This is a genomic window from Pirellulaceae bacterium, from assembly GCA_019636385.1.
GTDB lineage: Bacteria > Planctomycetota > Planctomycetia > Pirellulales > Pirellulaceae > Aureliella.
Genome location: JAHBXT010000002.1, coordinates 1,096,534 through 1,113,289 on the forward strand (window position 1 = coordinate 1,096,534; position 16,756 = coordinate 1,113,289).

General features: G+C 55.4%; 14 protein-coding genes and 1 pseudogene. 7 read left to right on the plus strand and 8 right to left on the minus strand.

The genetic code is table 11. The features are described 5' to 3' along the window. Positions 1-486: 486 nt before the first annotated feature. Together KF752_09565 and KF752_09570 are read left to right on the plus strand one after the other, a co-directional pair. Positions 487-723, plus strand: coding sequence for an addiction module protein (locus KF752_09565; protein MBX3421787.1), 237 nt, complete (start codon positions 487-489; stop codon positions 721-723). Further along, on the plus strand, positions 720-1,010 hold the full coding sequence (locus KF752_09570) for a type II toxin-antitoxin system RelE/ParE family toxin (protein MBX3421788.1): 291 nt from the start codon (positions 720-722) through the stop codon (positions 1,008-1,010). The genes KF752_09565 and KF752_09570 overlap by 4 nt, the downstream gene beginning before the upstream one ends. 390 nt (positions 1,011-1,400) lie before the next feature. Here the strand turns inward: KF752_09570 and ltrA are convergent, their stop codons facing one another. The 8 genes from ltrA to KF752_09610 form a co-directional block, all read right to left on the minus strand. Then, positions 1,401-2,876, minus strand: a complete 1,476-nt coding sequence (gene ltrA, locus KF752_09575; protein MBX3421789.1) for a group II intron reverse transcriptase/maturase — start codon at positions 2,874-2,876, stop codon at positions 1,401-1,403. Positions 2,877-3,371: 495 nt separating this feature from the next. Beyond that, complete coding sequence (locus tag KF752_09580; protein MBX3421790.1) at positions 3,372-5,042, minus strand: SUMF1/EgtB/PvdO family nonheme iron enzyme; 1,671 nt, start codon at positions 5,040-5,042, stop codon at positions 3,372-3,374. Between the two features lie 351 nt (positions 5,043-5,393). Beyond that, positions 5,394-6,347: a hypothetical protein gene (locus KF752_09585; GenBank protein MBX3421791.1), complete on the minus strand. Its 954-nt coding sequence runs from the start codon at positions 6,345-6,347 to the stop codon at positions 5,394-5,396. Beyond that, the gene (locus tag KF752_09590; protein ID MBX3421792.1) at positions 6,344-6,892 is read right to left on the minus strand and encodes an RNA polymerase sigma factor; all 549 of its coding nucleotides are present in this window, start codon (positions 6,890-6,892) and stop codon (positions 6,344-6,346) included. The genes KF752_09585 and KF752_09590 overlap by 4 nt, the downstream gene beginning before the upstream one ends. A 102-nt stretch (positions 6,893-6,994) precedes the next feature. Next, positions 6,995-7,270 (minus strand): hypothetical protein, encoded by a 276-nt coding sequence (locus tag KF752_09595; GenBank protein MBX3421793.1) that lies wholly within the window; start codon positions 7,268-7,270, stop codon positions 6,995-6,997. Continuing rightward, positions 7,267-7,656: a hypothetical protein gene (locus tag KF752_09600; GenBank protein MBX3421794.1), complete on the minus strand. Its 390-nt coding sequence runs from the start codon at positions 7,654-7,656 to the stop codon at positions 7,267-7,269. Before KF752_09600 ends, KF752_09595 begins: the two co-directional genes overlap by 4 nt. Beyond that, complete coding sequence (locus tag KF752_09605) at positions 7,653-11,288, minus strand: AAA family ATPase (GenBank protein ID MBX3421795.1); 3,636 nt, start codon at positions 11,286-11,288, stop codon at positions 7,653-7,655. The genes KF752_09600 and KF752_09605 overlap by 4 nt, the downstream gene beginning before the upstream one ends. Positions 11,289-11,308: 20 nt before the next feature. Continuing rightward, a complete protein-coding gene (locus KF752_09610) occupies positions 11,309-11,641 on the minus strand; it encodes a helix-turn-helix transcriptional regulator (GenBank protein MBX3421796.1) in 333 nt (110 codons plus the stop codon). A gap of 124 nt (positions 11,642-11,765) precedes the next feature. On the opposite strand from KF752_09610, the gene KF752_09615 reads away from it, so the two are divergent. The 5 genes and pseudogenes from KF752_09615 (at position 11,766) to KF752_09635 (ending at position 16,749) form a co-directional block, all read left to right on the plus strand. Continuing rightward, positions 11,766-14,780 (plus strand): DEAD/DEAH box helicase family protein, encoded by a 3,015-nt coding sequence (locus KF752_09615; protein MBX3421797.1) that lies wholly within the window; start codon positions 11,766-11,768, stop codon positions 14,778-14,780. Between the two features lie 289 nt (positions 14,781-15,069). After that, on the plus strand, positions 15,070-15,243 hold the full coding sequence (locus KF752_09620) for a hypothetical protein (GenBank protein ID MBX3421798.1): 174 nt from the start codon (positions 15,070-15,072) through the stop codon (positions 15,241-15,243). Between the two features lie 47 nt (positions 15,244-15,290). After that, the gene (locus tag KF752_09625) at positions 15,291-15,524 is read left to right on the plus strand and encodes a hypothetical protein (protein ID MBX3421799.1); all 234 of its coding nucleotides are present in this window, start codon (positions 15,291-15,293) and stop codon (positions 15,522-15,524) included. Beyond that, positions 15,521-16,204, plus strand: a complete 684-nt coding sequence (locus tag KF752_09630; protein ID MBX3421800.1) for a type II toxin-antitoxin system VapC family toxin — start codon at positions 15,521-15,523, stop codon at positions 16,202-16,204. Before KF752_09625 ends, KF752_09630 begins: the two co-directional genes overlap by 4 nt. 131 nt (positions 16,205-16,335) lie before the next feature. Further along, positions 16,336-16,749: pseudogene (locus KF752_09635) on the plus strand (glycosyltransferase family 25 protein). Positions 16,750-16,756: the final 7 nt, after the last annotated feature.

Here is a 16,756-nt window from a genome sequence, read left to right on the forward strand (position 1 = left end):
GGGCCAGAATGATAGCAGGACTGGCAGGTGTAGATGTAGGGTGTGTGAGCGGTCTGCGCTGTGCTGGGTGCTTGCCACCGCGAGCAACTTTCGATCAGCGGGCGTACTAACCACTGCGTCGGTCAGACCGTGAAACACACCGGTTGAACGACACGTGTACTGAGCAAAGGCGGATCTGTGCGGACTGAAGGAGGTTTGCACGCGAGAACGACTTTCGATGTAACGTAACCGTTCACGGTATTTCGTTTTCTGTCAAAATCGGAGTAGATTCGTAGGGAGGGTGAGGCACCTGCCGAAACGTTCCTGCAACCAATGCGTCACGATTTTCGCTAAATGCCTCGGCAGGAGCCTCGACCTACCTTCCTGATCGTGAACGGTTACGATGTAACTAAGCTATTGTCAGTGACGTCGCCACTGGCCTATAATTATTGTGAGCTTTAATCGAAACGATTGGGTAGGTGAGTTTAAGAAGTTAGAAAAACCAATATGAGTACTATTGATGAGATTATGGCTGCGGTCCGTGCCTTGCCATCTGGCGACCGCGCACGCTTAATACCACTTCTATGGGAGCAAGTGCATCCAGAAGACTGGGTAGCTCCGTCGACGGGATGGCTGGCCGAGGCAAATGGGCGGAGTGATGCAATTGCGGCTGGCGAAATGCCTGTGAACGACTGGGAGAATGTTCGCGCGCGCGCGCGACGTAAAGCTGGTTTGTCCGAATGAGTCGAATCCGCTTATGTTCGGCGGCTGAGGTTGACTTTACAAATGCCCTGTGTTGGTATGCTGAACGAAACCCCAACATAGCTTCTTATTTCGAAACGGAATTTGACTCTGCGCTAAAAGAAATCGCTCATTCGCCAGATCGGTTCCCAAAATGTGACAATCGGCACAGATTTGTCCTGATGCGTCGTTTTCCCTATCAGATCATTTATCGCACCAACTCTTCTGACGTCACCATCATCGCGGTGGCTCACACGTCGCGTGAACCGGGGTATTGGGCCGATCGCTGAGTTTACAGCGATCGGCTTTAAGGGCTAGTGATGCCACCCATGTGCGTTCATCAAAACTTCCGCCGGCTGTTGGTTCGCAGATTTGCCTACGCGGATCTCTATGAACATCACGAGGGTATCCTCACGGTCTACTGCGTCTTTCATTCTGCTCGCGATCCTGAAAAATGGCGTGATCGAGTGGCACGCTGATTCACATCAACTTCTGCATCTGCTGGAATTATCCGGGCCGCCCTCCAGCTATGCCTACACTGCGGCACCTACGGTCCCGGCTCCGCACGCTCCCTCCGGGCCTCCGTTTCGGCTTGTCGAGTAGGCACGGGGGATTGCTCCCCCGCACCTCTCACAGAACCGGACTTGTGGGCCCACATCCGGCTCCTCAAGCTGAACATGTTAGAACAGCATAAGCTGTCCTTGGACCTGCGCGGCTGGCTGGAGTTCTTGCCATCGGACGGAGAGCGATACAAGCCGTTGCTCGAACCATGCGTTCGAGTAGGCTTTGTGGACACCAAAGCTGCTGCTTCGCTTCCAAACGCTACGAATCTGATAGGCGGTTTTCCAAGCTTGGCCCCGGGATACGCCGCGGGTTTGCAAATGACGGTACAGGTGACGTGAGCGTTTCTTCTGGCGGACTAAGATGGCTCGTAGCCGTCGCCGGATATGAGCATCAAAGTTGCTGAAGGAACTTGGGCTGGTGCATAACCGAAAGTATCCAACCCAACCCGTTAAATAGCGGTTGGCACGTTCGACGCAGCGAGCGAATGAGTTACCCCATGTGCGAGGTGTTAGCTCGCGAATGCGGGCAGACAAACGTTGCTTTGTCTTAGCGGAGATACTGACTGAGATTGAGCCATCGGATGCTTTCCGCAGGCTAAAGCCAAGGAAGGAAAGGTCAAATGGCTGACTCACCGAACTCTTTTCCGTATTCACCTGGAGGCGAAGACGGTCTTCGATGAATCGTTGCACGGATGCCATCACGCGTTCTCCAGCCCTGTGACTGCGGACGAAAATACTGAAATCATCAGCATAGCGCACGAAGCGAAGGCCACGACGACTTAACTCCCAGTCGAGTTCGTCAAGGACGACGTTCGAGAGGAGTGGTGAAAGCGGACCGCCTTGCGGGGCCCCTTCTTGCGTCGGAGAACTACTGCCATCTGGTAAGACGACTTTCGCTTTCAGCATCAAGTGAATCAGCTTCAGGATACGTCCATCGCCGACTCGCTGGGCCAAGCGGCTAAGCAAGCGTTGGTGATGAACTCGGTCGAAGAACTTGGAAAGATCAATATCGACCGAGGTGCCGTAACCTTCTGCGAAGTAACCCTTAGCTTCGGCGATCGCAGTCTGTGCACCGCGACGACGGCGAAAACCATGACTGCTGTTATGGAAGCTTGGTTCAAAGATCGGCTCCAGAACCTGGAGGACCGCCTGCTGAACAATTCGATCCACGACATTGGGAATGCCTAAACCTCTTTCGCCACCCCCGGGCTTGGGTATCCAAACTCGGCGGATGTCTCCAGGGATATACGCACCCTCGATCAAGGCTTGATGAAGATCGGCCAGCAACTGTGGAGCATGCTCGACAGCCGATTCGACGCTCTCTCCATCGACGCCGGGAGCACCTTTATTCGATGCAACCTTGAGCAGCGCGCGTGCCAAGTTCGGCAGCCATGCTACTCGTTCCAACAACTGACCGGGGTCAGTTGCTCGGGTGTCTGTTTCGTTCGTCAAATTGACTTCCGCTTGATGCTGCAAGTACTCTTGGCCTGGCAGATACGTCTGTGGACCGCGCGAACTCGCCCCTGAACTCTGCATAGTGTCAGGACTGTCGGCAAACACGAACTTCAGTTGACGTGATTCAGAACTTTTCAACTTGTCACTCCCTTCGCTCCACCGGCATTACCCGGCTTCAACGCTACTACGAAGTGATCCGACTTCTCCATCGACTTTGGGCAGTTGTCGTTTCCTGCGCGTGCCCTACCACATGCTCGTGGGAGTCTGATTGTGGACCGATAGAGATCTCTTGGGGTAAGGTTGAGTAATGTATTGCCGCGCCCGCCTCGAATACTTCCTGGCCCCGATCGGATATTGGGCGTCGTGTATAGCGGCACACTAACCCGGGCCAACAAGCCTACAATGAGGTTCACTTGCGTTCGGTGCTGCAGTTCGCTAACAGCTTCCATCCCACATGGCCTCGCGGCGTATGAAACAGCTAGATTTAGTTGTCCATTCATGCAGTTGCCTTCGCTCGCGGTTACCTCCGATAGGTCCCGCAAAGGACTTTCACCTTCAATTACTCAACCATGCCCAACGCACCGCTGCGTACGCTTTCGATCTGCCTTCGCTTCGCTGGCTTGACCTGCTTGCTTACTGGCTGCTGACGGATACTAGGCGGAAGCCCAGGAAGTCGTACCGGGCAGCCGGAGAGTCCCCGTACCGGTAGGCCGAGCGGCAGACCCCGGCCGTGCTGTCCCAGCCCCCGCCCCGGTAGACCGGGTAGTAACGAGTGTCAGGTCCCTGAGGATCGGTCCCCGGTGAGCTGACATAGTAGTTCTCCCCATAGCTATCACTGCACCACTCCTTCACGTTGCCATGCATGTCGTACAACCTAAACTGGTTGGGCTGTTTTTGTTTCACGATGCGGGCACACGCTTCACCAATTTTGGCAGTATTATCTTCAAACCAGGCGTATCTTCCTAATTCACTGGCACTGTCTCCAAAGCTGTACTTCGACGTACTTCCGCCTCGGCAGGCGTATTCCCATTCCGCTTCCGTCGGTAGCCGGTATTCCCGACCCTCGCTTTGGCTCAGGCGTTTGCAATACTCCACTGCGTCGTCCCAGCTCACATACGTGGCTGGGTAATTGGCTCCTATCCTAACATTCCGCCCATCCTTCCATGGTTCGGTCCCCATCACCGCCTTCCATTGCCCCTGCGTTACCTCCGTCTCGCCCATGTAATATGAACGACTCAGCGTCACTCGATGCTGCGGCTTTTCGTCACCATTGGCCTCCGAATCCGAATCCGGCGAGCCCATCAGGAATGTCCCCGCCGGAATCAAGACCAACTGCATGCCGGTAGATCGGCTGGTCAGTGTCGGCGACTGCGATTGTGGTTCACTGGGCGGTGGCGTGGGGTTATTGGGCTGGATATCACGCTTCATGCCCAGCGACACGTTCAGGGGTCGATCAGGGTTGAGCTGTAGATCGATGACACCTCCCGCCAAAAGACTGTTAACATTCTGTTTCCTACCCATGGGCTGCACGAGGCCTTTGACACCATAGAAAACCGATTCGGATAGTCCATTAGCGGTCACTCGTGGGGTGCTGGACAGGGCATCCAGTATGGCTCGCGTGAAGGCTCCGTGTTTCCAACTATTGTGCTCCAGCGCCTGCTCCCCCTCGCTGCACGCAAACATGGCCGCACAATTTTTGGGCAGTTGGTCGACTCGCAGCGAACTTCCAAACGCTCGATTACGCACCGACCTAGCCGCGCTGGGGTCATCCCGGCAGCAATCGGCCAGCAGCAGTTTGTTGCCCGCTCCAGAAAGTGTTAACGCATCCAGCATCTCAGCCATCGGTACTAGCGATGCCGGGTCCGGTTCCAGCATCAATTTGCCGCTGCGGTCACGCAGCGTCTTGCCATCGGCGTCTTTGACTTCCCGCACCGTACTGTCATACGGACAGTAGTAGGCCGCCGTACCATACTGGACGCCGTGACCAAAGAAGCCCAGGATCAACACCCCATCGGCAGCCCCTTGGCCTGCGATCTTCTTCATCGCGTCCTGGACCGCTTGCTTGGTGGCCTGAAAACCCAGCAGAGTCGTTACCCTGTAACCCGACGCTTCCAGCTGGCCCTTGATCGCCTGCGCGTCGTCCTCCGGAAAATCCAGTGGTTTATCGTTCATCGCTTGATGCTTGTATTTCGTTACCCCCACCAGCAGAGCATGCTTGTCAGCCGCCTGTGAGACAGCACATAGCGGCCAGCCGAATGTGAGTGCCAGTGCCAGCAGGCTAGCCAGGGAGAAGTGCGATTGCATAGCTGTTACTACCTCCGCATAGAAACATTGCCAAGCTGGGTGACACCCAACAGTATAACGAATCAATCCACGATTTCTTCCCAGAATCCTTGGCCGATTGGACGCGAAAAAGTCAGCATCGCCAGCGACGTTGGCAAAATGATCCGGGCAGATTGATGGCAGGAGCGTCGGAAGTAGGATTTTCACACAGAGGCTCGGAGTCGCAGAGATGAGGGGTTTTCATTTCTGCACCGACCCGCAATCGATTTACCCGATACGCTCTGCTTTTCTTCCTCTGTGCCACTGTGCCTCTGGGTGAGATCGGTTTTCATCGTTGTGCACTATCATTTTGACATGGCTGACTGGCTCACGCTAACTGGACAATTGCTTGGCTTGGTCGCGGAGGGCGGTTTGCAGGGTGCGAATGGTTTGGTCGGCGGCCTGAATTGTTTGTTCGACATCCGAGGCACCAGACTCCAGTTCAGTGCGCTGCGCGATCAGTTTGGATTTCCAGAGTTGACAGCGCTCGACCAGCCAAGCTCGTGTCACATCGTCCAACTGCGGATGCTTAGCAATCAACAGCTCGTCGCAGCCACGTTCGAACGAAGCAATGCGTTGGGCCAAAGATACAGCATCGTCGGGACGCTTGTTAAACCAATCTTCGGCGGCGTCAGCCAAACTTTCGAGATAGTCGGCGGCAGGCAGGTCGGCGGCCAATAATCCACTGCGCTGGAACCCCCAGGCATCGCCCGCAGTGCGACCGCGCCACAGCGATACAGCCAGCAGCATCGCGGCGGCCAGACCGGCAAGTGCCCACATCCAAGCTCGGCGATTGGCTGGAACTGACTGTGAACGAGCTAGTGTCGCGTCTGTTGCCGCTGTGGTCGTCGAGGCAGTTTCAATAGCAATCGACGCTGGCTGGGCGATGCTTATTTTGTTGGCCAGCGCAGACCAACTCTGGCGGCTGTCCTTGAGCAACTGTGGATCGCGTTTGAGCTGCATCCAGTAGCTGCCTCCCTGGGTCATGACTTGCTCTTGCAATTCCAGCAGCACAGCCGGATGACTCAATAGCGCTCGCACCTGCGAATCGCTCAGCACCGTCAATCCTCGCTGTAGCACATCCGACATCTGATCGCCGCAGATTTGCTGCAAGGTTGTTGCAGGCTGTGGCTGTGACGATTGTTCAACTAGTGGATGATCGGTTGCATGCAAAACTTCCAGCTCGGCAATCAGTTGACCAAGATGCTCGGACAGCAATTGCTGTTCGAGCCACAGGGGCAACTGCTGCTCCTGGTGGAGAGGTAAGTTGGCTGAAATCAGCGTCATTTCAGTTTCCTCTCAATGCAGTCCTTCAACTGCTTCTGTCCTCGCTGGGCTCGCGTGTAGACCGTGTTTTGGGAGATGTTCAATCGCTCGGCAATTTCCTCCGTAGACACTTCAGCCAATCGCAGTTTGAGCACCGCGACAAAATCACCACCTACTGACTGGAGGCAATCACGCAGAGCGTCGATGTGCGGAGACTGTTCTTCTCGCACCTGTACTATTTCTATTTGTCTTTCGCCCAATGACTCATGCTTCTGGCGGCCGCGACGACGATACTGGTCAATCAGCAGGTTCTTAGCGATCTGGAATAGCCAGCCGCGAATGTGCTGATTCTCAAATCCAGCGCGTGAGGCCCAAGCTTTGATCCACGTTTGCTGAACCATATCATCACCATCGCTTCCCGACCAGCGTGACCGGATAAATGCTCTCAAGTCAGGATCGATCGAGCTGTGCAACTGACGAAATGCCTCCTGGTCGCCCTGCCTAAAGCGGTTGGCGAGATCGGATAATTGTTGGTCGTCAGTAACCGGTGCCGTAACCTTGTTCATATCGCCAGTTTAGCGATATACAACGGCCTGCTCAATCCACGCGACCAGGAGTCCGGGACTCCTGGTCAAATCTTGACTCGCGAGTACGTATGCCGTCCGGTGTCAGTGGTATACAGCTACGCGCTTTTGAACGGGAACTCGGAAGCTTTGATAGGCGACTTGGCTTGCCTGGTAGGCTTTTCCACATGAGGTGTATTTAGTGACGGTGTAGAAGTAAGGCCGCTGAACGACTTGATAAACAGTGACGGTCTTCCAGGTGACTTGCGGCGTGTAGCAATCGCTGGCCGATGCTGAAGAACTGGCCCAAGCTAGGCCGATCACTGCGATGCCGACTGCCAAAGTGCGACGAACGACCTTGAGGATGGTAGAGGACTTCATTTTGCTTCTCCCGAACTGGAATTAACTGAATTGGCCATCGCCCTATGCGACGCTTCATCTAGGTAAACGGAGGGTTCAGGGAAAATCTGCCCGAAGTCCAAAAGATTATTTGGCAGATTCCTTTCGGGCCGATTCGGGACCTCAATAGCCTCGCAACGATCTAATGAGGTGTTGCCGGTTTCACGGACAGCTGCGCCACCTCTCGAACTGCCGACGATCACGTCCGGCTGGTGCTGATCGTATTCGACTTGTGCGGTGCAGACGACGGCGTCGAAAGCGTCGTCGTCGAGGGCGGGATTCACGACGGTTTGGCCGTGGTGCTTCAGAAAGGTCGGTTTGACGCCGCCCGGAACTGAGTGCCAGCCGTGGAGAAAAAGGATTCTCATTTACTGCTTCCAATCTCCTGTCCCACTTCGAGCAGCCGAATTCCCAGGTCCTCCAGCCTTTGAACTACTCGTTGCCGAGGTAATTCAGTGCCAAAGCAGGCGTAAAGACCGTCCTGTGCCCTAATCCAAAACAACGGCTCTGCAACGATCTCACCAGACTTAGTGAGGATTGGCTCTTGGTTCAGCTTGGACTGACTCCACAAACTCGTCAGCCACTTGCGATGCTCGTCGCCGATGATGTCGAGGATGTCCACCAGATCATCCTGCGGACTGATTTCGTTATCGACCTTGGGGCGTTCGTGAAGATAGTCGAGACAGTCTTGGATGACGTCGTACAAGTGCCTTGCGTGCCGATTGTTCATCTTCTGGGCGAAAATCGTCAGGATCGATCTGGCACGAGTCATGGCAACGTACAGGTTGTTGGCCAGCACGCCCCTGTCATTCGCCGTGTACTGATCGGCAGCCGGAACGATCACGACTTCCGAATCGTAGCCCTTGAAGGAATGCGATGTTGTCGCCAGCAGTATGCGACTGCTGCGTTCAAATGGCTTGTTCGTTTGGACTGACAACTCCACACCCAGATCAGCGAGGCGTGGTGCTATCTGCGTTTCGAGGCGATACTTGATGTTCTGACCGTTGTACAGCAAACAGATGTCCGAAGGCTGCACGCCCTCCACTTCGATCAGTTCACGGCAGTAGTCGGCAATCGCTTCAAACTCCTGATCCAAATTCCTGTATTGCCGGAAGCTCGGCTTCGGGCCGTCAATTTGATTGAACCGCACAGTCCACCAATCCGTTCCATTGCGCTCCGTGCGCTCAATCAGCCCACGAGTCACCATCTCCTTGTGGTCAGGATTCTTCTCAGGCGGCTGTAGCCGGTACAGGACATTCAGAGCGAATTCCGTGATTGGCTTCGTGCTTCGGAAGCTCTCCTTCATCACTGTAGAACGGCCCCGCATGTCGAGGCCAAGCTCCGACCAAGTAGGCGTTCCTCGTCCGTAGATGTTCTGAGCGTTGTCATAGAAGATGTTGACTGACCGGCTGTTGTTGTCGTCATCGTCTGCTTGACGCACGATGCCAGCCAGCAGCTTCAGCGTATTCGGCCCCATGTCCTGAGCTTCGTCGATGAACAGGGCGTCACACCGAGGCTTCATGTCATCGACCGACTTATGACTCAGGTACGCAGCAGCGGCATCGTCGTATTCAAAGCTAAAAGAATGAGACGACAGGCCCACTTCGGGGAGCAGCAAGTCCAGAATCTCTCGAATGTGCCGTAGAGACACTCGATCCCAAGGGAAGGGCTTGCCGCCCGTCTCCTTCTCCCATGCAGACTCAACCGAATCCCCGATGAGCGATTGCAGCGAACGATTGGCAAACACCGCCCAAATGCGGACGTTTTGCTGTCCGGCAAAGTGTCTGACAGTCTGCATCAGCCAATGGGCCAGAACGACCGTCTTTCCGCTCCCTGCCACACCTCGAACAAGTCGAGGTTTTCCATCAAGCTCCAGACCGCAAAGCCGTTCTTGCTCGTGTGATAGAACTGGCCTGAGTTCCTTTCGCTTGGCAAGCTGACCTCCAACCGAGTTCGAATCCTTCATCAGTGATCGGTTTGGGGGCGAATACTCCACCTTCGCTGGAACTGATTCCCACGTCAGATTCTTTCCTTGTTTCTTCAACACTCTGGGGACGAGGTGTCGCAGCAGGGGGCGCAAGTATGGCTCGTCCATTTCCGCTCGACTGGAAAGCACGACGATGGCTTCCCTCGAACGACTGAGAGCGACGTTGACCAGACGCTTCCACTCGTCGTAGGGCCAACTGTAGCTGCCTGCATTGACGGTATCGAAGACGACAATATCGGCTTCCGTACCCTGCTGGCTGTGGACCGTCGAGGCCGACCATGTATGCAGTTCATTGGTTGCCAAGTATGAGGCGATGTCTTTCGCTTGCGCCTTGAAGGGAGAAATGAACATCCCTGTTGCCGCACGCAACGTCGGATCGGAAAACAGCCGGTCAAGGACTTTCGTTGTCGCCACACGAATCCAGCTTCGATTGCCGGGACCACGTTCGGCCCGAATTGCTGGCAATTCGTCGCCGTCGTCATCGAGAACGTACCAGATGGTCCTTGGCTCATTGCTCAGGACATCGGGCAACGAAAACGCACGGCTGCTGACCTCCGGGGCCGTCGTCAGAAAGCCGTCATACTGGTAGGCCGACACGACCGAGCAGACGTCAGCGTGCATTCGGCGTTGTTCTTGAAGAACATGCACACCGACTTCATCAGTCTTGATGCTCTCCAAGTGGCTCATGCCGCTATTGGCAAGCCACGTCATCTGATTCGTGGGGAGAATCCGGCTGATACGGCTGATGGGAGCAAGTTGCTTCGAATCCCCGACCAGCACCACACGCCGACTCGCCAGCAGCGACAGTGCGGCAACAGCCGCTCGTGAGATCAGTCCCGCTTCGTCGATGAAGATGGTCGTGAATGGAGCAAAACCACGCTCGATATCCTCCTTCACGTCCTCGCATTTCAGGAATGTTGTCGCTCGGAATGCGGTTGCGACGACGACCCGCACTTCTTCGTCAAGGAAGTTCCTTTGGGCCGCATCCCGCATCTGCTCCCGCAATTCCTTGATCTGCTTGCGGATCAGAGCCTTTGTTTCCGAGTCGGTTGCCCGAGCGAGTTCCAGTACAAGTTCTTCGATCTGAGCGAGGAACTCAGTCTCGGTTCCCCGCAACATCGCCGTCAGGTCTTCGGACTCGAACTTTTGTAATGACGCACCTTTGCCGATCCTCAGCAGCGAGCCGTTTGCCAGTTCTGTCGCTGCAACGTCCTTTGCCGCTCGCCCGATGGCGATGGCGGCGGCGTCCGTGGCCCGATTGGTGGTAGAGACGACGAGAATTCGTTCATTCTCGTCCGCCAGTATGTTCGCCACCTGATGGCCGGTGGTGTACGTCTTGCCGGTGCCCGGTGGTCCCCACAAGACGCTCCACGCCTTCGACCACCACGGCTTCAACTTGGTCAGGCCAACCTCTCGGTAGCCATCCACATCGGGATGGACGCCGCCCTCCGCAGCCAGCAGGCGACTGGGGAGCATCTCCCGAATCTGATCGAATGCTGGTTCATGAAACACAGCGTTGAGAAACGCCAGAAACTCGAAGGGACGGACGTAGAACGATCCGGTCGTTGGTGGATGCTCTGGATTTGAAACAACGATGAAGATGCGCCCCGCCGCTTCGTCCACTTCCAGAATTTCGCCTGTCCAGAGGATCGAATCCTCAATGTCGATCTCGTCTGTTTCCTCACCGAATAGCGACTTTGGGTCGTCGGCGAATTCCTTCAGCATGAGCGGTCGAAACGCCACCGCTCCTTCCCATGTCCAGTCGAATTCGACGGCATGTCCGACTTCGAGGATAAAGACCGTTCCAGTCTCAGACTCGGAGAGAACTGTGACGCTGCGGCATCGCAGCCGCTTCCACTTCACCGAGTCTCGGAACTCACGCCGAATCGCTTCTTTGGCGTCTTCGAGACTGTCAGCGTTGGCCTCGGGCAGATTGAGTCGAACGGGAAAGCGAGCTTGTACGAAGCTGTCTTCGAGCAGTTCGTCGTCATCGGCTTCGTCGTGGTCGAGCATGGCCGCTTGCCCATCATCGTTTACTTCTTGCTCACTCCGAGTTTCGACAACAGTTCATCCATGTGGGCATCGTCAAGGTCCGCAAACCGCTGAAACGCTTCGGGACGTTCCCGAATCCGTTTCTTCAGTGATGGCGGGACACGATCTGAAAGCAGCAGCAGTTCGTCCTCATTGGTGTCCAGTTCTGACGCCAGCTTGTGGATGAACTTCTCAGACGGATAGTCCCCGAAGTGCAGCCGCTCGTTCTCGACCTTCGAGATGTACGAAACGCTGACTCCCAGACGCTCAGCCAGATCACGCTGGGTGAACCCTCGTGTCTCTCGAAGCTCTCGAATTCGACGACCGAACTGCATCACCGTAAGTCTTTGGCGCAGCGATTTGGGGCACGGGGGGCATCCAACTGATTGCCGCTCACAGTGAATTAGCGTATGCTGCCCGTACTTTTTGGTCAACCAGACGGAGAGAACAGCGGGGCCAATGACGCCGTACCACTGCCAATACTGGGCGCACCTGCTCACCCTCAAGGGAGCGGGTGGCAGCATCGAGAACCTGACACGTTCGATTTCGAACGCACGGGTAGACCTGAATCCCCATCAGGTCGATGCGGCTCTGTTTGCGCTGCGGTCGCCGTTGTCCAAAGGAGCGATCCTCGCTGATGAGGTCGGCCTCGGCAAAACGATTGAAGCGGGGATCGTTCTCGCCCAACGCTGGGCCGAACGGAAGCGCCGCATCCTGCTGATCGTCCCAGCCACGCTCCGCAAGCAGTGGCAACAGGAACTCGACGAGAAGTTCTTCCTGCCGTCCGTCGTGATGGATTCGGTCCTGTTCAACCGGATGCGGAAGGCGGGAGAGGGCAACCCGTTCCTGCAAGACGACAAGATCATCATTTGTTCGTACCACTTCGCCTCGGCCAAGGCTCAGAGCGTTAAGGGCGTGCCGTGGGACTTGGTGGGGATCGACGAGGCTCATCGGCTGCGGAACGTGTTTAAGCCGCATAGCAAGATGGCCCGGCGTATCGCTGATTCCATCGGCCCGGCCCACAAGCTGCTGCTGACGGCGACTCCCCTCCAGAACTCGCTGATGGAGTTGTACGGGCTGGTCAGCGTGATCGACGAACACGTCTTCGGGGATGCCGCCTCCTTCCGTGACCAGTTCGTCAAGGCGGGCAGTGAGTCGGAGCGAAATTCCCAGCTTCGCAGCCGTCTGATGCCCGTCTGCATCCGTACACTGCGGAAGCAGGTCGTCGAATACATTCCCTACACCAATCGTATTCCTATCACGCAGGACTTCACGCCGAGCGACGAAGAACACGATCTTTACGAGAGCGTGTCGGCCTTTCTGCAACGGGAGACGTTGATCTCGTTGCCAGCGAGTCAGCGGCAACTCATCACGCTGGTCCTTCGCAAACTGCTGGCCTCATCGACGTTTGCCATTGCTGGCACGCTGCAAGGTCTCGTCGGTCGCCTCCGCAATCTCAAACGAGTGGTAGCTATCCAGCAGGCCCAAGCGCAGGCCAAACCAGTCGAAGCATCCCCGCCGTCAGCGTCAGAGTTGATCGACGAAAGTGACTTCGAATCTATTCTGGAACTGGAAGACGAGTGGGATGAAGAAGAGTGTTCAGAGTTCAGTGTTCGGTGTTCAGCAGATGAAGAAACTGAAAACCGAACACTGAAAACCGAAAACTTGCCCGACCCGAAATTGTTGGAGGAGGAACTTCACGAACTCCTCGGCTTCTCACAGCTTGCCAGCCGGATCACGGCCAATGCCAAAGGAGAAGCACTTCTTCCTGCACTCGACACCGCCTTTCGTCGTGCGGATCAACTGGGTGCGGCAAGAAAGGCGGTCATCTTCACCGAGTCTCGTCGCACGCAGCAGTACCTTCTCGATCTGTTGTCAAAGCGGGGCTACGAAGGCCAGTTGGTGCTGATGAACGGCACCAACGCCGATCCGGTATCGAAGGACATCTATGAACGCTGGCTGGCTCGCCATGCTGGTGAAGATTGCGTCAGTGGCTCGAAGCCGGTCGATATCAAAGCGGCCATCGTTGAAGAGTTTCGTGACCGGGCCTCGATCCTTATTGCCACGGAAGCAGCAGCTGAAGGTGTCAACCTTCAGTTCTGCTCGCTTGTGGTCAACTTCGATCTGCCGTGGAACCCACAGCGAATCGAACAACGCATCGGTCGTTGCCACCGATACGGCCAGAAGCACGACGTGGTGGTCGTAAATTTCCTGAATCGACGCAACGAGGCCGACCAGCGGGTCTTCGAGTTGCTCAGCGAGAAGTTCAAGTTGTTCGACGGCGTGTTCGGTTCGAGCGACGAAGTGCTGGGGGCTTTGGAATCCGGTGTCGATATCGAGCGTCGGATCGCCAACGTTTACCAGAAGTGCCGCACGCCTGAAGAGATTGCCCAAGCCTTCGACGAGCTTCAGTCGCAGTTGACCGACCAGATTCAGACCCGCATGGCGGGGACTCGCCAGACGTTGCTGGAGAACTTCGATGAGGAAGTCACCGAGCGACTGCGAGTCCATCGAGACAGGACGCTGGAGAGCCTGTCGGAGCGAGAAAGATGGCTGCTGAACTTGACCAAAGCGGAATTAGATGGTGAGGCAGAGTTTTTTGAGAATGAGCCACGTTTTCGACTGAAGGAGGGGTGTTCAGTTTTCAGTGTTCTGTGTTCAGGAAATCCAGAACTGAAAACTGAAAACAGAGCACTGAAAACCACTTTCCACTTCGACTGGAAGCAGGCCGAGAAGAATGGCGATACGTTCTACCGGCAGCAACACCCACTGGCAGCGCACCTGATTGAGCGTGCCCAGAACCGGCAGTTACCCCCCGCCACGCTCACCTTTCATTACGCCAATCACGGTTCCGTCGTCAGTTCGGTTGAGCCGCTACTCGGACAGAGCGGTTGGCTGGAACTCTCCAAGCTGACGATCACCTCGCTCGACACCGAAGAGTATATCTTGGTGCTTGCGGCAACCGATGATAGGCAAGTATTAGATGAGGATACGGCCCGCAAACTGTTGTCGCTCCCTGCCAGTGTTTCCAGTGTTCAGTGTTCGGTGTTCAGCGAAGAGACTGAAACACTGAAAACTGAAAACCGAAAACTGCTCGTCGATAGACGAGTGCAAGAGGTAGAACAGCGTAACATGAAGCACTTCGACGAAGAGGTGCTGAAGCTCGACCACTGGTCGGACGACTTGAAGCAGGGTTTGGAGCGGGAGATCAAGGAACTCGACAAGCAGATTCGGGAAGCTCGGAAGGTCGCTGCACTGGCGGCGTCCCTCAACGACAAGCTCGAAGCCCAGAAGTTGATCCGCACGCTGGAATCGACTCGGAAGGAGCGGCGAAAGCGCCTCTTCGAGGCTCAGGATGAGATTGACAGCCAACGAGACGAACTGATTGCACGCATCGAAGTCCAGCTTGGTCAGAAGAAGTCGGTGTCACCGCTCTTCACGATTCGCTGGCGGTTGGAGGGACACCTCCAATGACATTCTGCCCACAAAGCGTGTTTCCCCATTGGTTTACGCCACTCTTCCCCGCAATGCGCAACCCCCGTTCATTCGGGTGTTCGCCCGTCAAAATTGGCATTTTCCGCAAGATAGATTCAGTTTCGGGGTGTCGCAAGCCGATCCAAGCCGTGTACGGCCTTGTCTTTTCCGGGCCAAGCGGTAATATTCGATCAACACACTCGCCGTGCCCCTCCCGCTTTGCGGTGACGCACATCAAGGGCGAGTTTCTTTTTTGCGCTCCTCCCTATTCTCAGGTCGAGGAGCGAACATGAGCGGCACTCCAAGGATTCCCTTCTCCAAGCCGTGGCTCTCCTACGCCGCTCAGGTGCAGTTGCTTCAGCAACGTGGTCTCACGATACCCGATCCGCAAGCTGCCGAGCAGTTTCTTTCGCGCTTGAACTACTACCGATTCAGTGGTTACGGCCTTGCCCGAATAAAGTGACAATGAACAGAATCCATAAAGTGAACCTGACAAATAAGGAATGACAAATGACAAATACCGTTTCCCTCCAGGAGGCCGAGCAGCGTTTGCGTGAGCTGCTGAAAGAGCTTCATTCTGGCGACGAGTTGGTAATCACGGAAAACGACATTCCGATTGCCAAACTGACCGTACGACAGCCTCTTCCGAAGTTGCCTCGCATACCTGGTCTCGGAAAAGGGATCATCACGGTTGTTGCGGACGATGATGATCATTTGCAAGACTTCTCGGAGTACATGCAATGAAGCTTCTTTTGGATACACATGCTTTCTTTTGGTTTATCGCTGATCATCAGAGCCTGTCTTCAACGGGACGAGAGATGATTTCCGATGCGGGCAACGAGATATTTCTCAGCCCAGCAACCTATTGGGAGATTGCGATCAAAGTGTCTTTAGGTAAATGGATTCTCAATCGCCCCTATCAAGAATTGATCGACATCGCAGTTGTCAAATACGGATTTCAGATCTTGCCGATTTTGTCGACGCATACCGAACGGCTATTGAATCTGCCCTTTCATCATCGCGATCCCTTCGACCGCTTGTTGGTCGCTCATCGGCATGATGTGTTCGACCTCGAAGGTCACCACCGTCAGCGCCTCGCTAGATTGGCAATATGCACAACGACTGGAGAAGTGTGCTCGAATTTGCCGCCTGAGCTAAACGGAAACGTAATCGCTCAACGCTATTCCTCAGTCTTGATGCGGTGCAAGGCAGCAGCAGCACGCGCTTTAACAAGATTGAGTTCGTCGATCTGCTTCAGAAGCATGTCAAGTTCCCGCGTCTCTTCCGCTGAAAGCTTACCTTCCCGGTTTCGCGACAGGAGATCGTCGAGAAGTGACTGGTTTTTGGGGGCGATAGTCATGGCCGCAAGCGCAGACAGACCATCAGCACTGAATGTCAGCGTTACTTCGTTTGGCATTTCCTAATCCCTTCTAAATCTGGCGATGCCCTAAAGGATACAAAGCAAATGCAAGCGATTCCATTTGAGTTCTCCCCTGCAAAAACGACTGCGCTAAGCTTTTCGGGGCCGCCCAAGATCGTTGAGCGTTGCTTCCTCATGAATCTTGACGGACGCGACGACCGTCTGCGCGAGTGGATGCAGCAACTACCGCAGCCATGGCCATTCCCAGACGTCGAGCGATTCGCAGCCATCGATGGTCGCAAGCTCTCGACGTCCGAGCAGTGGCGCGCCGGCAATGGTGCCTGGGGCTGCAACCGTTCGCACTTGCTGATCCTGGAGAAATGTTTGCTCGAAGGGATCGACTCGTATGTGGTCTTTGAGGATGACGCAGGCTTCGTTCCCGACTTTGTGGAACACCTTGAGGCGTACGTTCGTGAGTTACCCGAAGACTGGGGCCTGGCTTAGCTCGGAGGTCAGCACCTCTACGCCGCTAAGCATCCGCCGAAGAAGATCAGCGACCACGTTTACCGACCTTACAACGTTTTGCTAGGCGTGAGCCTCGAGACTTGAGGCCTGA